Genomic DNA, 5,611 nt, shown 5'->3' with positions numbered 1-5,611 from the left:
AAGATTGTACAACTGACGCACCCTACAATAACTGGGCACATCATAAGCAGTAGGGTGCGTCAGCAAAAATCTTAGCTGTTAGCAAAGATTGTACAACTGACGCACCCTACAATAACTGGGCACATCATAAGCAGTAGGGTGCGTCAGCAAAAATCTTAGCTTTTAGCAAAGATTGTACAACTGACGCACCCTACAATAACTAGAATCCCCCCCTCCAGAATGAAGCAAATAATAGCCAGCACCCGCCATTTAATAAAGCTGTAATTACTGCACCGATAATCACGCCTTTCATCACGGCAAATTGTCGCTGTCGGCTGAGAATAATAATCGCGGGAATCACATAAATTATTTGAACTAATCCTATGCCAAAAATAGACAACAATAAAAACGAAGCTATCGAAGAACCTATGCCGCCTATCGCCACAGATACATAACCTATGATACTTCCCAAAATGAATGCTGCCACGTGCAAGCCAATCAAGAGAAGTATTCCTAAAAAGATACCCTTTATTTCATCATTTCTCCGCGACATATATCATCCTCCCAAACTTAATTTAATTTAAACGGTTAGAAACTAAATGATGTCCAGCACTTCCCTCGCGGTAGAACATATTAAACGTGTCGAATGGAATAATTCTACCATCTGGGTGTACGATGTGAATGCAAGAGCGTTTTACGGAACGCACATCAAAGTTGAACGGGTCAAGGAACTGCACAATCATCACCCGAAACACGTTATCGTAATTAATACCTTCGGGAACTGGTATCATCGGTAAACAACACAATAACTGTTTGAAAGCGGTGGCTGCGGACTGAGGAGAATGGCTGGTGGAAAACAACTCAAAAGTTTTGCGTTTTAGCTCTTCATTCTGTTCGTAAAGTACGCTGTTTGGCATCATTTCGACAAAAACATCCGGGGCTACTGCGCCAGTTAGCGGAATCACTTTGCCGTTTAATTTGAGGGCGTAAGCCATTGCTAAACTGTCGGGATGGCAAGGAACAGGGATAATATCTTCTGGTTTGAAATGGGGACTTTGTTGCAAAATTGAACGGCGCACTTCTGTGAGGGTGTACCTGTCAGTTTTTGGGTCAAATTTTTCTAATCTTCCCGCTACTTGTATGGGTTGAAATGTAACGCCCCGCACGCATTTTTGCTGCAAGGCGTATTCGATGATTTGGCCGATTTCACAGTCGTTCAAACCTTTTTTGAGGGTGACCACTAAAGTGGTGGAAATGTTGTATTCGTTGAGATTGGCGATCGCCTTTTCCCTGACTTCCCTTAAATCTACTCCCCGCAACTCTTCCAGAGTGGATTTTTCAAAGCTGTCAAACTGCAAATAAATCTCAATTCCTGGTTTGTATTGACTCAGCCGATCGCAAAAATTTCGATCCTTAGCAATCCTCACGCCATTTGTATTAATCATCAAATGCTTAATGGGCTTGCTTTTGACTAAATCCATGACTTCAAAAAACTCCGGGTGAATCGTCGGTTCTCCCCCGCTAAGCTGCACGATTTGCGGTTCTCCTTCATTGGCTACCACAGCATCCAACATCATTTCAATATGTTCTAAACTGCGGTGCTTGCGGGGGCGAGCGGAAATATGAGAAACTTCTTCAACACCGGAATCTGCATAACAAATCGGACAGGAAAGATTGCACCTGTCTGTCAATTCAACTAGAGTTAAACAGCTATGTTGTTCGTGGTCTGGACAAAGGCCGCAATCGTAAGGACAACCGTATTTTATCGGCGTATTGAACTTGAGCGGCATATCTCCCGGCTTGATGAATTGCTGGGATAGTTTATAGTAGTCAATATCATCGGCTATCAAGACTTCTTCGTGTCCGTGAGTGGGACAGTGTTTGACTAAATAAACGCATTCGTCGCGAAAGATTATTTTTGCTTCAACTTTTGTTAAGCATTTTGAGCAAACGCTGTTAGTCAGGGCATAAAATAGATAAGGTCTAGTTGGCATAGAATTTTGGGTATGAAGTAGGCTAATTTATTGTATCTAGTAATTTTAGTTGATTTGTGGTGCATTAGATTTATTTTTGCTTAAGGAACCGCCAAGGCGCAGAGGGCGCAGAGAAAGAGAAGACAGAGCAAGAATACACTTTACAAGTTGTTACTGTTTCCGGACAATTTTGTGCTATTCTAATATTAGTTGATGATTTTACTCGAATTTAAATTATGAACGCAAGCACGTTGAGCAAAGTTTTCAGCTATCGGCAAAAGACTTGCGAGCTTTTCGACACAGCAGGTCTTGTAGAAGCGTTACATGAAGATGGTTTTGCGCTGATTCCCGGTGTGCTCGGCGAGTCGGAAATGGCGATCGCCCGGGAAGCACTCGATCGCCTGCAACCCTTCGGACTCGATGGTAGCAGTTGGAGTGAATTGAACAAACATTTTAAATGCGTGTTCAATCGCGATCGCCTGTGGCTTTCATATGCCGATCGACCTGGTATCATTGAATTGGCAGAAGCATTGATGGGCAGCGATTGCCACATTATCGGCATGACTGCATGGAAAAGCGGGCCCGGTTACGATGGTTGGCGCGTCCACGTCGATCAGGTGTTTGTCCCCCTGCCCGAAAGCGTGTTTGCCGTTAGCGGAGCCCTCGAAGAGGATCGCACTTTTCAACTCCCAGTCTGGATTTGTACGGCGCATTTCTATCTCAGCGACACTACAGAAGACCTCTGTCCTACCTATATTATTCCTAGCAGTCACAAATCTGGTAGAAAACCCGATCGCGGGGAAGAAACTTGGAACGGACACTCGCCCGAACCAGTTGTGTGCAAAGCAGGAGACGTGCTGTTTTTTCGCAGTGAAATTTGGCACTCCGGCGGCAGAAATACCACAGTCGATCGCACTCGCTATTTGCTGCAAGTTCATTATTCCCACCGCAACATCGCCCAGAAATTTTCGCCTTGGCCGTGGCAATTCAATCCCGAAATTCTCGCTACTACTACAGAAAGACAACTCCGGCTTTTAGGCAAACATCCTGAGTCTAATTATGGTTGAAATACACGACTAATTATGCTTGAAAATCGGTATAGCAACCATCAGTATAATACATAGGTCGGGGCGGGTTTTTGAGATTGTTAGTTTTTGGCTAATATTGTTGGTGAACCCGCCCCTACAGAAATCACGGTCAATCCCTCGGATACGATATCACCAATCCGATAAAATATCCTTAATTTGATATTAGGAAATGCTATTGACAGAACGAGAAAACCTAAATAAATTGACAATACTGTGGCGATAATAAACCAAACCTAACAAACAAGCAATTTGAATGGCGCTTAATCCTAAAAATGGGTGAAACTCCGGCTTAATGAAATCTATAAAAAAGCGAAATCCTAGATAAGATACCAGATAAAATTTAAACAATTCGCCTTCTTGTCGCTGCCAGCGGCTGCGCCACTGTAAAAATACAGTTAAACCCACCAAGAATACAATCTCGTAAAGTTGGGCGGGATGTCGGTAAATGCCATCGCCAAAGTCGATCGCCCAAGGTAAATTAGTGGCAGTACCGTAAGTGCGATCGCTCAAGCCACTCAAAAAACAGCCAATCCGACCGATCGCAGTTCCGACAATCAAAGGATAAACAAAAGCATCCCCAGTGGAACGAGTGACGCCAATTATTTTTTTAGTCAATTCTACGCCAATCAAGCCGCCTAGCATGGCACCGACTACAGTTTTTCCCTGAAGCAGCATCACAAGAATTTGCTGCGGGTATAGCCACAACAAATCGATATGCTGCAACAAAACTAGAGCTTTCGCGCCGATTAAAGCACCAACCATACCGCCGACAATTACTGAACTTCGCTGACTGGGAGCAATGGTATCTTTTTTAGTATTCAACAAGACGAGGCGAAAGGCGATCGCGTAGGCTAAGGATTCAAATAAAAAATGTGGATGGATTTGCCACTGCCCGATCGACAAATAAACCGGAAATGTCATATTTATTTTAGATTTGGAGTTTGGGATTTGAGATTGTTATCCATTCTAGCTCCCTGCGAATCTCCGAATTTCTCAAGCAATCCCAATCCAAAATCCAAAATCTCAAATCTCAAATCGCCTAAGATTCGCCGTCTCGGCGCCCGAGCTCGTACACGCCGCCCCCAATACAGGCGATCGTCCCCATAGATACCGCCCAACTGGTGCCCAAGGACAATTCGACACCCCAATTGCACAATCCACCCACAATCAAAAAGGGCAGAATGCTCAACAGCGAAGCGTAAAAGGCATTTTGAGCTTCTCTGGCTTGGCGGGTTCTCTCAAACTCTTCTTCCGAGGTGTAGAGGGATCTTTCTGCAAAATTCATCCAACGGTTGAGTTGCAGGATTACCCATTCTGTGATGGGTGACAGACCCCAATACAGGGCTAAAGACCATAATGACGCACCGGCGATCGCAGTTGCGTCTATGGCAAAACTAAAAGGGAAAATTTCAGTAAGCATTGCTTGATGTGTGTTATAAATTTGAGATTTTGGATGATACCAGATCCGGCTTAAATACCCCTTGATTTCCCAGTCGGCCCGAAAGCGGACATCGTTTGTATAGACGCGGTTTCAACCGCCGAGTCCTATAAAGGGGGTTTCTCACCCAGATTTCAGACAGCATCCAAAATCCCGGACTAAACTATAGTGTCAAGCAAAAGCTCGATCGAATTCAACCGCAGCACGAATTCCGGTAGCAAATATTTTTCCGTTACCCGCAGCATTTAACCCGAAGCCTTGACACCTGTTCTGTATGCAGTAAGATACACCTTGGTCAACTGATTCGCTAGTGGGTAGAGCACGCGAGGCAATCTTGCAGCGAATTGGCACATCAGACAACGCAGATTCGCAAATACATTAAACTTTCAGGAGTTAAATAAATCGTGCAAGACTCTACAAGCCCGCTGACAGTAAAACGCTTTTTTCGTCCCAAATCGCTGCTGCTGGTAGCAGCTTCCATCGGCATCGGTTTACTTGGTATGGGATGGAGGCAGGAGTTAGTCCGGGCTCAGCAAGCCTCACCAGGCAAAGTCGCTACGGGTAATTTGTGGCAGGAAGCTTCTTTCCCAGTCGAAAATTTTGAAGCCTACAGTTCCCCCTTCGGCCCCCGAGGCGGGGATTTTCATTACGGTTTGGACATGGCGGCCCCGGAAGGCAGCTATATCCGCAATTGGTGGGGCGGGCAAATTGTGGAAGTTTGGGAAGATGGCAGGTGCGGCACTGGTATGATAGTGCGATCGGGAGATTGGGAGCACATCTACTGTCACCTCAGAGGCCGCGTGGAAACCGCTAACGGCGGGCGTTATTATATCGATCGCGAAGGCGGCCTGCAAATTTGGCAGGGTCAAACTGTGCCGGCCGGTGCGAGAATTGCCAGAGTGGGGATGACAGGGCGCACGAGTGGGCCTCACCTGCATTGGGGATTGAAGTACGGGGGGCGCTGGGTAGATCCGGCTTTGGTACTTCGCGAAATGTATTCCAATCAGTCTTAATTGGGCATGGGGCATGGGGCATGGGGCATGGGGCATCGGGCATGGGGCATGGGGCATGGGGCATGGGGCATGGGGCATGGGGCATGGGGCATGGGGCATGGGGCATGGGGCATCGGGCAT

At 46.0% G+C, this 5,611-nt stretch carries 7 protein-coding genes; 2 read left to right on the top strand and 5 right to left on the bottom strand.

The features are described from left to right. Window positions 1-199: 199 nt before the first annotated feature. A complete protein-coding gene (locus QUB64_RS13335; protein WP_333272493.1) occupies window positions 200-532 on the bottom strand; it encodes a hypothetical protein in 333 nt (110 codons plus the stop codon). Between the two features lie 22 nt (window positions 533-554). Continuing rightward, the gene (locus QUB64_RS13330; RefSeq protein ID WP_333272490.1) at window positions 555-1,973 is read right to left on the bottom strand and encodes a radical SAM protein; all 1,419 of its coding nucleotides are present in this window, start codon (window positions 1,971-1,973) and stop codon (window positions 555-557) included. Between the two features lie 215 nt (window positions 1,974-2,188). Between QUB64_RS13330 and QUB64_RS13325 the strand changes: the two genes are divergently transcribed. Next, window positions 2,189-3,019, top strand: a complete 831-nt coding sequence (locus QUB64_RS13325; RefSeq protein WP_333272488.1) for a phytanoyl-CoA dioxygenase family protein — start codon at window positions 2,189-2,191, stop codon at window positions 3,017-3,019. A 183-nt stretch (window positions 3,020-3,202) separates the two neighbouring features. On the opposite strand, the gene QUB64_RS13320 is transcribed toward QUB64_RS13325, so the two are convergent. From QUB64_RS13320 to QUB64_RS13310, 3 genes are all read right to left on the bottom strand, one after another. Beyond that, a complete protein-coding gene (locus QUB64_RS13320) occupies window positions 3,203-3,961 on the bottom strand; it encodes a prolipoprotein diacylglyceryl transferase (RefSeq protein WP_333272485.1) in 759 nt (252 codons plus the stop codon). 118 nt (window positions 3,962-4,079) lie between these two features. After that, entirely contained in the window at window positions 4,080-4,460 is a 381-nt protein-coding gene (locus QUB64_RS13315; RefSeq protein ID WP_333272482.1) for a hypothetical protein, read from the bottom strand. A gap of 189 nt (window positions 4,461-4,649) precedes the next feature. Continuing rightward, window positions 4,650-4,838, bottom strand: a complete 189-nt coding sequence (locus QUB64_RS13310; protein WP_333325333.1) for a hypothetical protein — start codon at window positions 4,836-4,838, stop codon at window positions 4,650-4,652. Window positions 4,839-4,882: 44 nt separating this feature from the next. On the opposite strand from QUB64_RS13310, the gene QUB64_RS13305 reads away from it, so the two are divergent. After that, window positions 4,883-5,491 carry a M23 family metallopeptidase gene (locus tag QUB64_RS13305; protein WP_333272479.1) on the top strand — a complete coding sequence of 203 codons (609 nt, stop codon included), beginning with the start codon at window positions 4,883-4,885 and terminating at the stop codon, window positions 5,489-5,491. Window positions 5,492-5,611: the final 120 nt, after the last annotated feature.

This window comes from Microcoleus sp. Aus8_D2, from assembly GCF_036702665.1.
Taxonomy (GTDB): domain Bacteria; phylum Cyanobacteriota; class Cyanobacteriia; order Cyanobacteriales; family Microcoleaceae; genus Microcoleus.
The sequence above is the reverse complement of the archived record's forward strand: the minus strand, read 5'-3'. Positions and strand labels throughout refer to the sequence as shown.

What these genes read in the sequence shown, in the direction of transcription:
- QUB64_RS13330 (WP_333272490.1), bottom strand. Translation starts at nt 1,973, where the DNA reads ATGCCAACTAGACCTTATCTATTTTATGCCCTGACTAACAGCGTTTGC.
- QUB64_RS13325 (WP_333272488.1), top strand. Translation starts at nt 2,189, where the DNA reads ATGAACGCAAGCACGTTGAGCAAAGTTTTCAGCTATCGGCAAAAGACT.
- QUB64_RS13315 (WP_333272482.1), bottom strand. Translation starts at nt 4,460, where the DNA reads ATGCTTACTGAAATTTTCCCTTTTAGTTTTGCCATAGACGCAACTGCG.
- QUB64_RS13335 (WP_333272493.1), bottom strand. Translation starts at nt 532, where the DNA reads ATGTCGCGGAGAAATGATGAAATAAAGGGTATCTTTTTAGGAATACTT.
- QUB64_RS13320 (WP_333272485.1), bottom strand. Translation starts at nt 3,961, where the DNA reads ATGACATTTCCGGTTTATTTGTCGATCGGGCAGTGGCAAATCCATCCA.